The sequence below is a fragment of the Actinotalea ferrariae CF5-4 genome, from assembly GCF_000603945.1.
Classification (GTDB): domain Bacteria; phylum Actinomycetota; class Actinomycetes; order Actinomycetales; family Cellulomonadaceae; genus Actinotalea; species Actinotalea ferrariae.
The window spans coordinates 1-16,303 of the sequence record NZ_AXCW01000100.1 but is presented as its reverse complement, the minus strand read 5'-3'; the positions used below and the strand labels follow the sequence as shown (position 1 = coordinate 16,303).

General features: G+C 76.2%; 12 protein-coding genes. 7 read left to right on the top strand and 5 right to left on the bottom strand.

The features are described from left to right. Nucleotides 1–49: 49 nt before the first annotated feature. Nucleotides 50–1,042, bottom strand: a complete 993-nt coding sequence (gene pheA, locus N866_RS10490) for a prephenate dehydratase (protein ID WP_052022892.1) — start codon at nt 1,040–1,042, stop codon at nt 50–52. Nucleotides 1,043–1,111: 69 nt separating this feature from the next. On the opposite strand from pheA, the gene N866_RS10485 reads away from it, so the two are divergent. After that, nucleotides 1,112–3,646: a hypothetical protein gene (locus N866_RS10485; protein WP_052022890.1), complete on the top strand. Its 2,535-nt coding sequence runs from the start codon at nt 1,112–1,114 to the stop codon at nt 3,644–3,646. On the opposite strand, the gene N866_RS10480 is transcribed toward N866_RS10485, so the two are convergent. Together N866_RS10480 and N866_RS10475 are read right to left on the bottom strand one after the other, a co-directional pair. Next, nucleotides 3,603–4,361 (bottom strand): glycosyltransferase family 2 protein, encoded by a 759-nt coding sequence (locus tag N866_RS10480; RefSeq protein WP_052022888.1) that lies wholly within the window; start codon nt 4,359–4,361, stop codon nt 3,603–3,605. The two genes, N866_RS10485 and N866_RS10480, sit on opposite strands and share 44 nt — an antisense overlap. A 106-nt stretch (nt 4,362–4,467) precedes the next feature. Then, nucleotides 4,468–5,307, bottom strand: coding sequence for a DUF5926 family protein (locus tag N866_RS10475; RefSeq protein WP_034226149.1), 840 nt, complete (start codon nt 5,305–5,307; stop codon nt 4,468–4,470). A 71-nt stretch (nt 5,308–5,378) separates the two neighbouring features. On the opposite strand from N866_RS10475, the gene pgm reads away from it, so the two are divergent. Beyond that, on the top strand, nt 5,379–7,079 hold the full coding sequence (gene pgm, locus N866_RS10470) for a phosphoglucomutase (alpha-D-glucose-1,6-bisphosphate-dependent) (RefSeq protein WP_034226147.1): 1,701 nt from the start codon (nt 5,379–5,381) through the stop codon (nt 7,077–7,079). Nucleotides 7,080–7,143: 64 nt separating this feature from the next. On the opposite strand, the gene N866_RS19895 is transcribed toward pgm, so the two are convergent. Continuing rightward, nucleotides 7,144–10,020, bottom strand: coding sequence for a bifunctional diguanylate cyclase/phosphodiesterase (locus N866_RS19895; RefSeq protein WP_052022887.1), 2,877 nt, complete (start codon nt 10,018–10,020; stop codon nt 7,144–7,146). 281 nt (nt 10,021–10,301) lie between these two features. Here N866_RS19895 and N866_RS10460 point away from each other — a divergent pair, with 281 nt between their 5' ends. Continuing rightward, on the top strand, nt 10,302–11,555 hold the full coding sequence (locus N866_RS10460) for an MFS transporter (protein WP_034226145.1): 1,254 nt from the start codon (nt 10,302–10,304) through the stop codon (nt 11,553–11,555). A gap of 39 nt (nt 11,556–11,594) precedes the next feature. Here the strand turns inward: N866_RS10460 and N866_RS10455 are convergent, their stop codons facing one another. Beyond that, entirely contained in the window at nt 11,595–12,692 is a 1,098-nt protein-coding gene (locus N866_RS10455; protein ID WP_034226142.1) for a VIT1/CCC1 transporter family protein, read from the bottom strand. A gap of 89 nt (nt 12,693–12,781) precedes the next feature. Here N866_RS10455 and N866_RS20910 point away from each other — a divergent pair, with 89 nt between their 5' ends. The 4 genes from N866_RS20910 to N866_RS10435 all read left to right on the top strand — a co-directional run bounded on the left by N866_RS20910 (nt 12,782) and on the right by N866_RS10435 (nt 16,253). After that, the gene (locus tag N866_RS20910; protein WP_034226139.1) at nt 12,782–13,024 is read left to right on the top strand and encodes a hypothetical protein; all 243 of its coding nucleotides are present in this window, start codon (nt 12,782–12,784) and stop codon (nt 13,022–13,024) included. A 155-nt stretch (nt 13,025–13,179) separates the two neighbouring features. Next, on the top strand, nt 13,180–14,133 hold the full coding sequence (locus N866_RS10445) for an FKBP-type peptidyl-prolyl cis-trans isomerase (RefSeq protein ID WP_034226138.1): 954 nt from the start codon (nt 13,180–13,182) through the stop codon (nt 14,131–14,133). Between the two features lie 157 nt (nt 14,134–14,290). Beyond that, nucleotides 14,291–15,178, top strand: a complete 888-nt coding sequence (locus N866_RS10440) for a methylated-DNA--[protein]-cysteine S-methyltransferase (RefSeq protein WP_081802547.1) — start codon at nt 14,291–14,293, stop codon at nt 15,176–15,178. 85 nt (nt 15,179–15,263) lie between these two features. Continuing rightward, the gene (locus N866_RS10435; protein WP_052022880.1) at nt 15,264–16,253 is read left to right on the top strand and encodes a DMT family transporter; all 990 of its coding nucleotides are present in this window, start codon (nt 15,264–15,266) and stop codon (nt 16,251–16,253) included. Nucleotides 16,254–16,303 lie beyond the last annotated feature (50 nt).

Genomic DNA, 16,303 nt, shown 5'->3' with positions numbered 1-16,303 from the left:
AAGGGACCGGTGGATCAGGGCTGAGCGGTCGCCCGCGTCGCGGCCGACCTCAGTGCGCCCGGCCGTCCCGCAACGCCTGCACCCAGGCGCGCGCGGCGAGGAAGTCGGCGTCGTACGTGCCCGGCCGGACGTCCCCGTGCGGCGTGTCGACCCGCGGGTAGGAGCCGAGGAAGCGCACGTGCGGGCAGACGCGGTGCAGACCCATGAGGGCCTCCGCGACGCGCTCGTCGTCGACGTGACCCTCGACGTCGATCGAGAACGAGTAGCGGCCCAGGGAGTCACCGAGCGGGCGCGACTCGATGCGCGACAGGTTCACGCCCCGCGCGGCGAACTGCTCGAGCATCTCCAGCAGCGCACCGGCCTGGTTGCTCGGCAGGTGCACGACGAGCGTCGTCTTGTCCGCGCCGGTCCGCGGCGGCACCGGGCCGGGCCGCCCGACGAGCACGAAGCGCGTGACGGCGTGGTGGTTGTCCGCGACGTCGTCGGCGAGCGGGACGAGGCCGTAGGCCTCGACGGCCGGCGGCGGGACGAGCGCGGCGTCGAAGCCGAGCTCCCGCTCCCCGGTCGCCATGGCGGCGGCCGGCGCGGTGTTCGACGTCGCCGGCACGTGGACGCCGTCGGGCAGGTTCTGCAGCAGCCAGCGGCGGCACTGCGCCCACGCGTGCGGGTGCGCGGCGACGCGGCGCACGGCGCTGAGCCCGGTGCCGGGCCGGGCGGCGAGGACGAAGGAGACGGGCACGATCATCTCGCCCTGGAGGACCAGCGGGTCGCCCGTCGCGAGCGTGTCCAGGACCGCGGTCACGGAGCCCTCGACCGAGCTCTCGATGGCGACGACGGCGTGGTCCGCCGCCCCGGTCCGCACGGCCTCGATCGCGGAGACGACGTCGACCTGGGGGAGGAAGACCGCGCCGTCGGGGGAGGCGATCTGGCGCAGCGCCGCCTCGGTGAACGTGCCCGCCGGGCCGAGGTAGGCGTAGCGGGGGCGCCCGCGCTCGGCGGCGTCCCGGTGCTCGTCACGCGTCTCGCTGGTCCCGCTGGGCATCGGTCCTCCTGTGCGGGGCTCCTCCGGCCGGTCCGCGGCCCGAGCGTAGTGCGCCCGTAGGCTGGCCGGGTGCCCGTCCTCACCCCGCGCCCGCGCCGCGACCGGCCCGCGGGGACCGACCGCACCGCCCAGCGCGTGGCCCGGCGCACGACCCTGCCCGCGCCGCGCCGACGCCTCCTCGCCGTCCTGACCGCCCTGCTCACCGTGGTGCTCGGCGCGCCGGCCGCCGCCGCGACCGCCCCGGCGGAGGAACCGACCGCCGACCAGTCCGCCGGCGGGCCCGTCGTGCTCGTGGGCATGACCGGGGTGCGCTGGGACGACGTACGGACGCTGGCGACGCCGGTCCTGTGGGAGCTGTCCCGCAGCGCGGGCCTGGGCACCGTCTCCCCCCGCAGCCTCCGGTCGTTCTCCTGCCCGGCCGACGGCTGGCTCGCCGTGTCGGCCGGCGCCCGCGCGGGCGACCTGCCCGGCGAGGGGTACGGCGAGTGCCGCGCCCTGCGCCCCGCCGGGGCGGACGGCCGCGTGCCCGGGTGGACCGACTACGAGGAGTCCGCCGCCGGTTCCAGCTTCTCCCCCACCCTCGGGCTCCTCGGGGAGCTCCTCGTCGAGCACGACGTACCCGCCGCCGGCTTCGGCCCCGGCGCGTCCATCGCGCTCGCGGACGCCGACGGCGACGTCATCGGCACGCACGAGCGGCTGCCGGGCGACCCCGACGCCCTCCGGTCGGCCGTGGCCGAGGCGCTGACGACGTCGCGCCTCGTCGTCGTCGACGCCGGCACGGTGCGGGACACCGGACGCGCGACGGTCCCCCGGGCGGAGCCCGACCCCGCCGCCCCGGAGGAGGGCGAGGGCGCCGGCGAGGGCACGGACCCCGACCAGGCCCCGGCCCCCCTGCCGGACGACGGCGAGCCGGCCGGCCCCGACGTCATCACGGAGCCGACCCGGCTGCAGCAGCTCCAGCCCGTCGACGCCCGGCTGGGCGCGGTCCTGCGGGCAGCCGCCGAGCACGGCGAGGACGTCACGGTCCTGGTCGTCTCGCTGGCGGACTCCGGCACGGTCGCGCGCATGCAGCTCGCCGCGGCGCTCGGCCCGGCGCCCAGCGGCCCCACGTACGACGAGTCGATCCTCACGACCCGGTCCACCCGGCAGGACGGGATCCTCCAGGTGACGGACGTGACCCCGACGCTCCTGGCGCTCCTGGGCCTGCAGGGCGAGGCGCCCGCCGGGGCCCTCGTCGGCAGCCCCGTCCGGCCGACGCCCGGTCCGGCGAGCGCCATCGACCGGCTGGCGTACGTCGTGGACATCGACCGCCACCAGGTCGCGTCGCGCCCGGTCGTGCCCACCACGTACACGTACCTCATCGTCGTGAACCTGCTCCTCCAGGCCGTCGTCGTCGTCGGGCTGAACGGGCGGTTCATGGCCGCGACCTCCCGGTTCGCGGCGCGGTTGCGCGACCGCGCAGCGTCGGGCCTCTCCCCGACGCGCCCCACCGTGGCCGTCCCCGTGCTGCGCGGGCTCGTCGTCGCGGGGGTCGCCGTCGGGTCGCTGCCCGTGGCCGCGACGCTGGCGAACCTCGTGCCGTGGTGGCGCGCCGGCAGTCCCGGCTGGGCGGTGACGGCGGTCATCGGCCTGTGGATCGCGGCCCTGACGGCCGTGGCGCTCCTGCCGCCGGTCCGCCGCCGCCTGCTCGGCCCGATGGCCGTCGTGGGGTGGGCGACCGCGCTCGTGCTCGTCGCCGACGTCGTGACCGGCGCGACTGTCCAGCTCTCGGCGCCCCTCGGTGTCTCGACCGTCGTGGGCGCGCGGTTCTACGGCTTCAACAACACCTCGTTCGCGGTGTTCGCGGCGGCCGTCCTGCTTGCCGCGGCGACGGTCGCCGACCCGCTCGTGCGCAGCGGACGGCGCCGCACCGCCGCGCTGGTCGTCGGCGGCATCGGCCTGGTCGCTGCCGTCGTCAACGGCACGCCGGGACTCGGCAGCGACTTCGGCGGCCCGCCCGCGCTGCTCCCCGGCTTCGCGGTGCTCGCCCTGGCCGCCGCGGGCATCCGGCTGACGTGGCGCCGGGCCGTCGTCGTCCTGGGGGGCACGGGGGCCGCGATGCTCGCGTTCCTCCTCGTGGACTGGCTCCGCCCGCCGGAGGACCGCACCCACCTGGGACGGTTCGTCGACACCGTGCTCGACGGCGGGCTCGGCGACGTCGTCGGGCGCAAGCTGGCCCAGAACGTCGCCAACCTGGGCGGGACGTGGCTGACGCTCCTGGCGGTCGGCGGGATCGCGCTCGTCGTCGTCGTGCTGCTGCGGCCGCTGCGGCAGGCCGCGTCCGCGCCCGACGGCGGCGCGTACGGCTGGCTGTCCTCCGGGGAGCCGCTCACCGCGCTCACCACCGCGGCACCGATGCTGCGCCCCGTCGTCTGGGCGCTCGCCGTCACCCTCGGGATCGGCTTCCTGGTCAACGACTCGGGGATCGTCATCCCCGCCATGGGGGTGTCGGTCGCGGTGCCCCTGCTGGTGGCGGTGAGCGCGAGCTGGCTGCTCCGGGTGCGGGGGGACGCGCCGGTGCTCAGCCGTCCCGGCCGAGCACCTTCCGCACGCGTCGGGCGTTGACCGCCAGGAGGACGTCGCGGTACTGCGCGGCCCGGTGCAGCTGACCGCGCAGGTCCGAGCCGGACGGGCGGTGGCTGAGGTCGCAGGGCACCTCGACGGCGACGAAGCCCTTGGTCAGCAGGTCGATCGTCATCCCGGTCTCGACGCCCCAGCCGTGCGCGAGCGGCGTGGCCGCCTCGAACGCCTCACGGGTCAGGCACCGCATGCCGGACAGCGGCTGCGTCGGGGTCCAGCCGGTCATCGACTGGATCGAGCGCCGCGCGAGCCCGACGACGATGCCGCGACCGCCGGCACCCGGCTGCGGGGGCAGGACCGCGATGGCGACGTCGGCGGTGCCGTCCAGGACCGGCGGCACGAGCGGCGCGGTGTTCACCGCGGTCTCCCCCAGGTCCCCGTCGATGAACAGCAGGAGCCGCGGCGGCCGGTCCGGCGCGTCGCGCATGGCGACGACGGCGGCCCCGGTCTCCATCGCGGACGCCTTGCCCCGGTTGTGGGAGTGCCGCACGACGACGGCGCCCGCGTCCCGCGCGACGTGCTGGGTCGCGTCCTCGCTGCCGTCGTCCACGACGAGGACCAGGTCCACGTTCGGGATCGAGCGCGCCGACCGGACGGTCGCGGCGATGCGCCGCGACTCGTTCTTCGCGGGGATCACCACGGCCACCCGCTGGGTGGACCCGGGGCGCCGGGCGTCCTCGGCGCGGCGTGGAGTGGACACGTGCTCACCCTAACGACCGGCGACGTGTCATCGCCACGTCAGTCGCAGGTCAAACCGTGGTCATCTCCCCCGGTCGGACGCTCGCCCGGGGCGGGCAGGGCGCCGCTCAGCGCAGCGTGAGCTGCCGCGCGACCAGGCCGGCCCGGGCGCGGCGCTCGGTCGCGTCCAGCGGGCCGTCGACGGCGAGGGCGGCCTCCAGACGCTCGCCCAGCGCGGCGACGGCCGTCTCGAGGTCCTCCAGGGACGCCTCCTGGTCCAGGTCCCAGACCGGCACGAGGATCCCGCAGGAGCGGAAGGCCCCGATGAACCGGCCGAGCGCGCCGCCGTCGCCGAGGCCGGACTCGCGCCGGGCGTGCAGGCGCGCGAGGGCGTCGAGGAAGACCTGCTCGTCGTGCGGCTGGGACCATCGCAGGAAGTCCTTGTCGCCCATCCGGGCCACGTACGCGGCGGCCACGGACGTGAGCCGCTGCGTCGGGATGACCGTCTCGTTCATCCGGTCCAGCACGGCGCTGAGCTCCGGCGTGAGGTCCACGCCCTCCGAGCGCCAGAACTCGAAGCCCTCGTGGACGGTGACCTCGAAGGGCACCGTCAGGTCCAGGACGTCCTGCAGGCGCGGCCCGGGCTCCGGCAGGCGGGTCGCCGTGACCGGCGTCCCCGCGGGCGACTCCATCGCGAGGAGGAGCATGTCGGCGAGGTCGCGCGACAGGTCCCCGGAGCCCGCCGTCGTCTGCAGGGCCAGCATGATCGTCCCGTCGCCGCGGTGCAGCGCGGGCCAGCCGGCCGGGAGCACCGTGGTGACGACGACGTCGCGGGCACCGTGCTCCTTGGTGGTGCGCGCCGTCCCGGTCGCCGCCGGGACCACCTCGCGCATCGCGACGTAGTCCGGCTCACCGGGCAGGCCCTCGAAGGGACGCAGGACGAACTCGACGGCAGGTCGCTTGGCCATGAGCAGGCAGGGTAGTCGACCCGGCCCGGACGCCGTGCGGGTCCCGGGGCGGTGGTGGTTGACTCCTGACCATGCACGAGCGCGCCGGAACCCCCGCCCGTCCCGAGGACCTCATCGACCTGGACGCCGTCGTCGGCGCCTACTACGACCGGGTGCCCGACCCGGACGACCCCGCCCAGCAGGTGGTGTTCGGGACGTCGGGCCACCGCGGCTCGAGCCTGGACGGCGCCTTCAACGAGGCGCACATCATCGCCACGACCGCCGCCATCGTGGAGTACCGGCGCGGGCAGGGCACCGACGGCCCCCTGTTCATCGGGCGCGACACGCACGCCCTGTCCGAGCCGGCGTGGCGCACCGCCCTGGAGGTCCTGGCCGCCGCCGAGGTCACCGTCCACGTCGACGCCCGCGACTCCTTCACCCCGACCCCGGCCGTCTCGCACGCGATCCTCCTGCACAACGGCGCGACGACCGCGCAGGGCGTGCGGACCATGGCCGGCTCCGCGAGCGCGGGCACCGGGCTCGCGGACGGCATCGTCGTGACGCCCTCGCACAACCCGCCGCGCGACGGCGGCTTCAAGTACAACCCCCCGCACGGCGGCCCGGCGGACTCGGACGCGACCTCGTGGATCGCCGCCCGCGCGAACGAGATCCTGCGCCAGGGCGTCGGGACCGTCCGCCGCATGCCCTTCGAGCGGGCGATCGCGGCGGACACGACCCGGCGGCACGACTTCCTGTCCGCGTACGTCGACGACCTGCCGAACGTCCTCGACATCGAGATCATCCGCGCCAGCGGCGTGCGTATCGGCGCCGACCCGCTGGGCGGCGCGGCCGTGCACTACTGGGGCGAGATCGCCGAGCGGCACGGCCTGGACCTCACCGTGGTGAACCCCGAGGTCGACCCGCGCTTCGCGTTCATGACGCTGGACTGGGACGGCAAGATCCGGATGGACTGCTCCTCGCCGTCCGCGATGGCGTCCCTGGTCGAGGCGATGGCCACGACCGACGGCGGCTCGCCGTTCGACGTCGCGACGGGCAACGACGCGGACGCCGACCGGCACGGCATCGTGACGCCCGACGGCGGCCTGATGAACCCCAACCACTACCTCGCCGTCGCGATCGACTACCTCTACGGCGGGGCGCGTCCCGGCTGGTCCGAGGGAACGGCGATCGGCAAGACGCTCGTGTCCTCCGCGCTCATCGACCGCGTGGCCGCCGCGCACGGCCGCCGCCTCCTCGAGGTGCCGGTCGGCTTCAAGTGGTTCGTGCCGGGCCTGCTGGACGGGTCCGTGGGCTTCGGCGGCGAGGAGTCGGCGGGCGCGTCGTTCCTGCGGCACGACGGCACCGTGTGGAGCACGGACAAGGACGGCATCCTGCTGGCCCTGCTCGCGTCGGAGATCATGGCGCGCACCGGCCACTCGCCGTCGCAGCTGCACGGGCGGCTCGTCGAGCAGCACGGCGAGTCCTGGTACGCCCGGGTGGACGCCCCCGCGACCCGCGAGCAGAAGAAGGCGCTGGGCGCGCTGCGCCCGGAGCAGGTCACCGCCACGACCCTCGCGGGCGAGGAGATCACGGGCCGCCTCACCGAGGCGCCCGGCAACGGCGCGGCGATCGGCGGCCTCAAGGTGACGACCGAGAACGCGTGGTTCGCCGCCCGCCCGTCGGGCACGGAGGACGTCTACAAGGTCTACGCGGAGTCGTTCCGGTCCGCCGAGCACCTCGCCGAGGTGCAGCAGGCGGCGCAGGAGCTCGTCACGAGGACGCTCGCGGGCTGAGTCCGCCCGGGCGTCGGCCCCCGGATGCCTCCCGCACCCTGCGCGGGAGGCGTCCGGCGACGTGTCAGGCGCTCGGCTCCCGCACCGGCAGCGCCCACGGCGCGCGGTAGGAGCCGCCGTACCCCGTCCCCGTGCCCGGGAGCAGCCGCGCGGTGAACTCCTCCGGGGGCACGGGGCGCGACCACAGGTAGCCCTGGCCGGAGGCGCACCCGAGCTCGCTGAGCTGGACGGCCTGCTGGGGCGTCTCCACACCCTCGGCGACGACCTCCAGGCCGAGCGACTGGCCGAGCCGGACGAGGGTCGTGACGATCGCCCGGGACCGGACGTCCTCGAGCATGTCCCCGACGAACCTCTTGTCGATCTTGATCATCGACAGGGGCAGCTCGATGATCCGCGTCAGCGGCGAGTAGCCGGTGCCGTAGTCGTCCGCCGCGAGGCCGATCCCGGACTCCCGCAGCGACACGAGGTCCTGCAGCAGCGCGTCGCTCACCTCCTCCAGGTGGGTCTCGGTGAACTCCAGGACGAGCCGCTCCGGCGCGAGACCCGAGCGGACCAGGGCACCGCGGACGACGTCGACGAACCCCTCCTGCTCGAGCTGGCGCGCGGAGACGTTGACGTGGACCGTGACCGGGCGGGGGGCGTCGTCGGTCCAGGCGGCGGCGAGGGTGCACGCCTCGTCGAGGACCCACGCGCCCAGCTCGGGCATGAGGCCGCACCGCTCCGCGACGTCGAGCCACTCCCCGGGCGGGAGGAGCCCGCGCTGGGGGTGCTGCCAGCGGACGAGCGCCTCGGCGGCGATCGTCGCCCCGGTCCGGATGTCCACCACGGGCTGCAGGTGCAGCCGCAGCTCGCCCAGCTCGAGCGCCCGCCGCAGCTCGGCCTCGAGCCGCACCGCGCGCAGGGCGCGCTCGCGGTGCACGTCGGAGTAGACGACGGCGCGCCGCTTCCCCCCGGCCTTCGCGGCGTACATCGCCGCGTCGGCGTCGCGCAGGAGGTCCTCCGCCGTCGAGCCGCGCCGGCCGTGGACCACGCCGATGCTCACGCCGACCGCGAAGACGTGCCCGTCGACCTCGATGGGCCGGCCCAGCGCGTCGATCACCTGGTCGGCCAGGGCCTCCGCCTCGCCCGGACCCACGACGGGGCGCAGCAGGACGAACTCGTCGCCGCCCGGCCGCGCGGCCAGGTCGCCCGGTCCCAGGAGTCCCCGCAGCCGCCGACCGACCTCCACGAGCAGGGCGTCGCCGACGGTGTGGCCGGCGGAGTCGTTGACGTGCTTGAAGTCGTCCAGGTCGCAGAACAGCACCGCGGTGGTGGCTGCCGCAGCGGCGTCGTCGTCGGCCGGGTCGTCGGGCAGGAGGGCGAGCGCGAGGCCGATCCGGTCCCGCAGCAGCGTGCGGTTGGCCAGGCCGGTGAGCGCGTCCTGCAGCGCCTGGGCGGTGAGCCGCTCCTCCGCCTCGCGACGGGCGGTCACGTCGATCATCTGGGCGACGAACATGCCGTCGCCGACCGAGCGCGGCAGCGGCGAGAGCGCGAGCTCGAGGAACCGCGTGCCCTGCGGCGTCGGGATCTCCACCTCGCCCCGCCAGCCCGAGACGCGGCCTCGCACCATCCCCTCCACGACCTCGGCGAGGAGGCCGCGGTCGTGCTCGTCCAGCGTCGAGGTCCAGCACGTGCCGAGGAGCCGCTCCTCCGGCTCCCCGAGCAGCCGGGCGGCCACCGCGTTGACCTCGACCACGTCCAGCCCGCCGACCGTGTGCACCGGGGTGCCGTCCCCACGGCACAGCCGCAGCAGCAGCATGCCGACGAGCGACTCGCTGAAGCCCTGCCGGAAGAGGCGCTCGCTCGCGGCCAGGCCCTCGATGACGTGGCGGCGCGTGTTCGCGGCGACCGACAAGGGGAGGGCGACGACGGCAAGGGTGAGGAGGTGCGCCTGCACGAAGAGCGCTGTCACCTGCGGTTGCAGGTCCGCTCCCGCGATCGGCCCTCCTCCGAGCGCCGTGAGGGTGGTCATGGCGGCACCGACGGCGAGCAGCTGGGTGGCCACCGCACGGGGCGCGAAGCGCAGGGCGCCCCACACCAGCGCCGGGACGAGGGCGTACCCGAGCGGGAGCGTGGTCGGGAAGGCGTAGACCAGCACGACCACGGTGGCGAGGAGGCTCGACTGGGCGGCCACCTCGACGGCGGACCGCCGCGGGCCGTGGTGCCGGGCCGCCAGCCCGAGGGGGACCATCACCACGATGGCCGCCGCGTGGCTCGCCGCCGCGCCGCCCGCGGACGCGATGAAGCTCCCGTAGCCGGTGAGTGCGGCCGTCGTCCCGACGCCGAGGCCGAGCGCGAGGACCCCCAGCCCGGTGGCGACCAGGAGACGGACGACGTCGTCGACGGTCTCCAGCACCGCCCGGTTCCGCCCGCGCACGAGCCACCAGCCCGTGACGATGACGTCGAGCATGTTGCTCAGCCCGTAGCCCACCGACGGGACGAGGGGGCGGCCGGCGAGCGCGTTCGCGGCGCCGGTCGCGACGAGGACGACGACGGGCACCGTCCACCGCCGGCCCGGGGGCGTCGCGAGGAACGCGAGGAGGCCGACGCCGGCCGCCGGCCACCAGGCGGACACGCTGCCCGTCTCGTGGGCGAAGGAGACGGCGGTCACGGCCAGGCCGAACACGGCGAGCGCGAGAAGGAGCAGGAAGACCGGCCCCCCCGGGGCGACGAGCGGGCGACGAGAGGCACCGTCGTCCGGCGCCGGAGCCCGGCCGGGCAGCGACCGGACCTGCTCCCCGGTGAGCGCGACGGCGCCCGACCCGGGCCCCTCGTCGACCGCCGCCCGGGCACGCCGACCGGGCCGCCGCGCGCCGCGCGGGAGCCAGGAGCGCGACGGCACGTCGAGGTGCTGCCACGGCTCCAGCCCGTCGCGGTCGCCGCGCGGCCCAGAGGTCGCCATCGGGATCGGTCTCCGCTCGTCGTCTCGTCGGGCTCCGGGACCACGCCGCGGAGACGCGCCACCCGGAGGCCGGTGGGGTCTCCCCTGTAGTGATCGGCCCGGACACCACCCGTCGTGAGGGGCCGGGCGGCCCTGTCGTCCCTCGACCGGGTGAAACCACCCGGTCGCGCCGCCGACCCGGGTGCCTCCACCCCTCCGCGGGCCGCCCGGCCGGAGGGCGGGGGTGCGGGTGGGACAGCGGCGGGGCCCCCCCGGCCCTCCGGACGGGACGCGGCCGCGGCATGGGCGAGAATCCTGAGGTGCTCCAGCCCTACCGCACGGTCCTGTCCCGCCCGGGGACGCTCGCGTTCTCCGCGGCGGGCGTCGTCGCGCGCATGCCCATGTCGATGGTGGCGATCGGCATCGTCCTCATGGTCTCGGACCTGTACGGCTCCTACGGGCTCGCGGGCCAGGTGGCCGCCGCCCACGTCGTCGCCCACGCCGTGTGCGCCCCGCAGCTGGCCCGCCTCGTGGACCGGCACGGGCAGGCGCGCGTCATGCGGCCGGCCGTGACGTTCGCCGCGGCGAGCCTCGCGGCGCTCGTCGCCGTGGCGTCGGTGGGCGGGCCCGTCCCGCTGCTGTTCCTCACCGCCGCGCTGTCCGGGGCGACCGCCGGCTCCGTCGGGGCGCTCGTGCGCGCCCGCTGGTCGCACGCGCTCGACGACCCGCGCGAGGTGCACACCGCCTACTCGCTGGAGTCGGCGCTGGACGAGCTCGTGTTCGTCGTCGGCCCGATCGTCGTGACGCTGCTGGCCACGACGCTCGCCCCGCAGTCGGGTCTCGTGCTGCCCGTCGTGGCGATGCTCCTGGGCGGGCTGGCCTTCCTCGCCCAGCGCCGGACCGAGCCGCCGACGGCGCTGCACGACGTCAGCGGGGGCCGCTTGGACGTCCTGAGATCCGCCGGGATGATCGTCCTCGTCGTGGTGTTCGTCGCCATGGGCGCGATCTTCGGCGCGACGGACGTGGCGACCGTCGCGTTCGCGGAGGAGCAGGGCCGCAAGGGGCTGGCCGGCGTCGTCCTCGCGGCGTTCGCCCTCGGCTCGCTGCTGTCCGGCCTGGGCTACGGCGTCCGGCACTGGGTCGCGCCGCTGTGGCGCCGGTTCGTGCTCTCGGTGGTCCTCCTGGCCCTCGGTGTGTCCCTCTTCTTCGTCGTCGAGAGCCTCCTGGCGCTCGCCGCCGTCATGTTCGTCACGGGCTTCGCCATCGCCCCGTCCCTCATCACCGGCAACGGGCTCGTCCAGGAGCTCGTGGCACCCGGCCGCCTCACCGAGGGCCTGACCTGGGTGAGCACGGCGCTGGGGGCGGGCGTCGCCGTCGGGGCGTCGGTCGGCGGGGCGCTCATCGACCGGGACGGCGCGTCGGGGGGCTTCCTCGTCGTCGTCGCCGCGGCGGTGACCGCCGTCGTCGCGGCGCTCGCCGGGTCCCGCACCCTGCGGCGCGGGCCGGGATCCCCCGGGCGGACCACGGGCAGCAGCGTCGGAGCGGGCTCCGCCTGAGCCGGGTCGTCGGGGCTGGTGACCCGGGCGCGGCCCGGCTCAGATCCCGCTGGCGCCGAAGAGCGTGCCCAACCCGTACGTGACGGCGGCGGCGACGGCGCCCACGGCGAGCTGCCGCAGCGCGCGTCGCAGCGGCGGGCCGCCCGAGATGAGCCCGACGACGGCGCCCGTGAGCAGCAGCGCGGCGGCGACGGCGACCACGGCCACGCCGATCGCCGTCAGGCCGGTCAGCCCGAACAGGTAGGGCAGGACGGGGACGACGGCGCCGCTTGCGAAGAAGCAGAAGGACGACACGGCCGCGCCCAGGTCCGACCCGACGACCTCGTGGTCGTCGGCGACCGTGCGGCCCGTCACCTCCGTGGAGCGACGGCCGTGCCGCCAGTCCGCGTCGAGGCTGTCCAGGTCGGCGAGGACCTCGCGCGCGTGGCTCTCCGCCTCGTCCGCGGACATGCCCCGGGCCCGGTACACGAGGCTCAGCTCGTTGGCGCTGACGTCGAGGTTCGGCAGGGCCGCCGTCGCGGCCGGGCTCGGGGTGGACGCGGAGAGCAGCTCGCGCTGGGAGCGGACCGAGATGTACTCCCCCGCGCCCATCGACAGCGCGCCCGCGAGGAGGCCGGCCAGGCCGGTGAGCAGGATGGTCGAGGTCCCGGTGCCCGCCGCGGCGACGCCGATGACGAGGGCGAGGTTGGACACCAGGCCGTCGTTCGCGCCGAACACGGCGGCGCGGAAGGTGCCGGACAGCTGCTGCCGCCCGCGGGCCGCGAGCGCCCGCACGACCTCCGCGTGGACGCGCTCGTCCGCGGCCATGGTCGGGGTCGCGTCGTGGTCGACCTCGTAGGTGGCGCGCACCTCCGCGCGCTGGGCGAGCGCGAGGACGAAGACGGACCCGAAGCGGCCCGCGAGCCAGGCGAGGATACGGAAGCGGACGTCCCCACGGCGCGGCGGGCCGACGTGCTCGCCGAGGAGCTGCTCCCAGTGCGCGGCGTGCCGGCCCTCCGCGTCGGCCAGCGCGAGGAGGATCGCGCGCTCCTCACCGGTGCGGTGACCGGCCAGCTCGCGGTACACGGCGGCCTCGGCGCGCTCGTCGGCGAGGTGGCGCCGCCAGCGGCGCAGGTCGGACGGGCTCGGACGGCTCACCGCGTCAGGGTGCCAGAGACGCCGACCGCCCGGGTCGCCGGAGGTCCCGGCCCCTGGACAACCGGGGGTCCCGGGAGGATCGTCGGGGTATGGGTGACGTCGCCGCACTGCCGCTGGGCCGGTCGGTCGCGCTCCCCGACGTGCGCGGTGACCGGGCGCTGCAGGTGACGTGGCACGACGACCGCGGCGTCGTCGTCGTCAGCCTGTGGCGGGACGGCCGGTGCGCCGGGACCGTGCGGCTGGACCCGGCGGAGGCGGCGGCGATGATCGCCGCGCTCGGCGAGGGGCTCGAGCGCCACGAGCGCCGCGCACGCGGCCCGCGCAGCGCCTGAGACACCGCGTCCGACGGGTGCGTCTGCACACGTCCCTCACAGCGCGCCCAGGTGCCTCCCAGACCCAGCCCGTAGAGTCGACCGCGGTCCGCGCGCCTGCGGGCCCCTCGCGGTCGACCGGCCGCCCACGACGACCGACGACGAAGGACCTGCCTGTGCGCCGACTGGCCGCCACCCTTGTGACCACCACCCTCCTGCTCACCGCGTGCGGCTCCGCCGACGAGCCGGCCGACGAGCCGACCGCCGCCGCGACGCCCGACGCCGCCGAGGAGAGCGCCGGCACCCCGGAGGACCTCGAGCTGCTCGGCGCCGTGCAGGTGGAGGGCGAGTTCGGCTCCGAGCCGACCCTGACCTTCGACCAGCCGTTCGAGATCGGCGCCCCCGCGGCGCTCGTCGTCTCCGAGGGAGACGGCGACCCGCTGGAGGAGGGCCAGATCATGGTCGTCGACGTCCTCGCCGTCTCCGGCGACGCCGGCGAGACGCTCCAGTCGACCTACGCCGACGGCAGCCCCGAGCGCCTGCCCTTCGGCGACCCGGGCTTCCCGCAGCTCAACGCGGCGCTCGCCGGGCAGAACGTCGGCGCCCGCATCCTCTACGCGGTCCCGGGCGGGGCCGGGCAGGAGGGCGAGGAGGTCCCGGCGACCGTCCTGACCATCGACGTCGTCGACGTCCTGCCCACGCGCGCCGAGGGCACCCCCGTCGAGCCGACCGCGGAGGGCCTGCCCACCGTGACGCTCGCCGAGGACGGCACCCCGACGATCGACGTCGAGGGCGCGACCGAGCCCACCGAGCTCGTCGTCCAGACGCTCATCGAGGGCGAGGGGCCGGTCGTGGAGTCCGGGCAGAACATCAGCGTGCAGTACCACGGCGTGCTGCTGTCGGACGGCACCGTCTTCGACTCCTCCTGGGAGCGCGGGCAGCCGGCGCAGTTCGGCATCGGCGTCGGCCAGGTCATCCAGGGCTGGGACCAGGGCCTGGTCGGCCAGAAGGTCGGCAGCCAGGTGCTCCTGGTGATCCCGTCCGAGCTCGCCTACGGCGACCAGGACCGCGACCCGATCCCCGCGAACTCCGACCTGGTGTTCGTCGTGGACATCCTCGACGCGTACTGACACCCGCTCCGGGCCTGCAGCCCGGTCGGCCGACGGCCCCGTCCCCCATCCGGGAGGCGGGGCCGTCGTCGTGCGGGCCGTCGTCGTGCGGGCCGTCGTCGTGCGCTGTCCGGAAGCGGGATGCCCCGTGTCGGCGCCCGTCCCTACGCTCACGGGTATGACGACGACGGTGCCGGGAGCCCCTGCTGTCGCGGCAGGTGCGGCCCTCGACCGCGTGGTGGCCGCGTGCCGCGCGATGCTCGACGCGGGCGGCCCCGTGCCCGCGGCCGAGCTCGAGCGGGTCACGGCCGTCTCCCCGCGCCAGCTCACCCGCGACTTCGCCGCCGTCGTCGGGGTGGGACCCCGGGCGTTCGGCCACGCGGTGCGGACCGGCCGGGCCCGCGACCTGCTGCGGGCGCACGGGCAGGTCACCGACGCCGTCTTCGCGGCAGGGTTCGGGTCGACGCGCGCGTTCTACGAGACGGCCGGACCGACGCTCGGCATGGAGCCGCGCCGCTACGCCCGGGGCGGGGCGGGCCAGGCGCTGCGGTGGACCGCCGTCGGGACGGACCTCGGCACGGTCGTGGCGGTCGCCGGCGACCTCGGTCTGACGGCCGTGCGCATCGGCGACGACGTCGAGGCGCTGCTCGCGGAGGTGCGGGCCGAGCTGCCCGCCGCGTCCTTCGAGCGGGACGACGACGGCCTGGTGGACCTCGCCGCCGGGCTGCGCGCCCTGGCCGCAGGCGGCGTGCCCGAGCGCGCCCTGCCGCTGGACCTCCACGGCACGGCCTTCCAGGCGCGCGTGTGGGACGCCCTGCGCCGCATCCCCGCCGGGCGGACCCGGTCCTACACCGAGGTCGCGGCCGAGATCGGGTCACCGACGGCGGTCCGGGCCGTCGCCTCGGCCTGCGCGCGCAACCCGGTTGCGCTCGTCGTCCCGTGCCACCGGGTCATCCGGGGCGACGGCACGATGGGCGGGTACCGCTGGGGTCTGGCGGTGAAGGAGCGCCTCCTCGCCCGGGAGCGGGACGCCGCCGCCGGACACGGGCCCGCCTCGGACGGGTGAGGGCGCACACTCTCCGACGGGGGACACGACCCACCACCGGTGTCGACGTGCGCGTCGGCCACCGCCCGCCCAGGAGAACCACGCCATGAGCAGCTCGGCACCCCTCACGGTCCCGCTCCCTGGCGCGCGCTCGTGGGTTCCCGGATACGTCGCCGCCGGCGTGATCTGGGGGTGCTCGTTCGCGTTCATCGCGGTCGGGCTCCGCGCGCTCACGCCGGTCCAGGTGGCGACGGCACGGCAGGTTCTCGGGGCGCTGACCCTGCTCGCGCTGTGCGCCGTCCTGCGCGTGCCGCTCCCCCGTTCCCGGCGCACCTGGGGGCACCTCGTCGTCGTCGGGCTGCTGCTCAACGCCGCACCCGGCCTGCTCTTCGCCGTCGGGCAGCAGACCGTGTCGTCCGTGATCGCGGGGATCATCAACGCGATGACCCCGCTCGCGACCCTCGCGGTGATCCTCGCCGCGTACCCGGAGGAGCGGCCGACGCGCCGGCGCGTCCTCGGGCTCCTGCTGGGCTTCGCGGGCGTGGCGGTCGTCATCGGCGTGTGGCGCGGGCTCGGTGAGGGGCGCTGGCTGGGGGTCGTCGCGTGCCTCGCGGCCATCACCTGCTACGGGCTGGCGCTGCCGTACTCGCGCCGGTACCTCACGTCCACCGGCCAGCGGCCGCTGTCGTTGGTGACCGGTCAGGTGGTCGTCGCGGGGGCCCTGATGCTGCCGGTGCTGGCGGTCACGGGCGTGACGCCCCGCGGGCCCGTCACGGTCGATGTCGTGCTCGCGGTCGTCGCGCTCGGGGCGTTGGGCACCGGGGTGGCGTACGCGCTCAACTACCGCGTCATCGCCGTCGCGGGGCCCGGGACCGCCGCGACGGTCACGTACATCACGCCCGTGGTGGCCACCGTCGTCGGCGTCGTGTTCCTGGGTGAGCGGCTGCACTGGAACGAGCCGGTCGGTGCCCTCGTCATCCTGGCGGGGGTCGCGCTCGGGCAGGGGCTGCGGGGGCTGCGGATCGGGCGCGTCCTGCCCCTCGGGACCGTCCGCGGGCGGCGGGCCCGCCCCGCCGAGGACGCGCCGTCACGCTGAGGCCCACCGTCGCGCTGAGGCGACCCGCACGCGCAGCCGCACCCCCACCC